Annotated in this window: 1 protein-coding gene; it reads right to left on the reverse strand. The window is 54.3% G+C overall.

Going from position 1 to position 681, the window contains the following annotated elements:
* Positions 1–620 (reverse strand): serine/threonine protein kinase (locus tag ACFO6W_RS26040; RefSeq protein ID WP_380002052.1); only part of this gene is annotated, 620 nt, incomplete at its 3' end.
* Between the last annotated feature and the right edge of the window lie 61 nt (positions 621–681).

Consider the following 681-nt stretch of genomic DNA (forward strand, 5'->3'; position numbering starts at 1 on the left):
AAAGACTCTATCGCAGGGGGCCGCTCCTGCCCATGCTGCTGCATCAGGTCGTATTCGGCCTTGGTGGAAGGGACATCCGTATTGTACGGGAAGGGAACCTGTCCCGCCAGCATCTCGTACATCAATACCCCGAAACTGTACATGTCGGTCTGCTCGGTGATAAGGCCTTCGTTCTCCCATTTCTCAGGCGCCTTATACTCGGCTGCACCTCCCTTGCGGGTGCTGCTTTTTACCACTGTGCCGTTTTGGATGGACAGGCCGAAGTCAAGCAGGATAAAACTCCCGTCGTATTTCCGGATGATATTCTTGGAGTGGATATCGTTATGTATTACCTTGTATTTGTCTGTCAGGCGTTGTTTGGCGGAGGCGTCGAGCAATACCTTGCTGCCGTCCTCGGGATCGTCGCGCAAGTTGTCTTCCTCCCTGTCCATGCAGAACTCGTAGATCCTTTCATGGCAGTAGGCCAACGCGCTGCTTATTTCTCGCACAAAGCGGAGTACCTCGTCTATGGGGATAAAACGGCTCTTTTCAATGATATAGTCATTCAGGTCTTTGCCGTGTACATATTCCATCTCCACCAGGGCGTGCCCCTGCAACAGGCGCGGTTGGGCGATACGCACGATGTTGGGGTGCCCGCCGTTGCCCAGGCGCAACAGCAGACGGCATTCGGCAAGGAACTTC

It is taken from the genome of Dysgonomonas termitidis, assembly GCF_042654545.1.
In the GTDB taxonomy this organism is placed as follows: domain Bacteria; phylum Bacteroidota; class Bacteroidia; order Bacteroidales; family Dysgonomonadaceae; genus Dysgonomonas; species Dysgonomonas termitidis.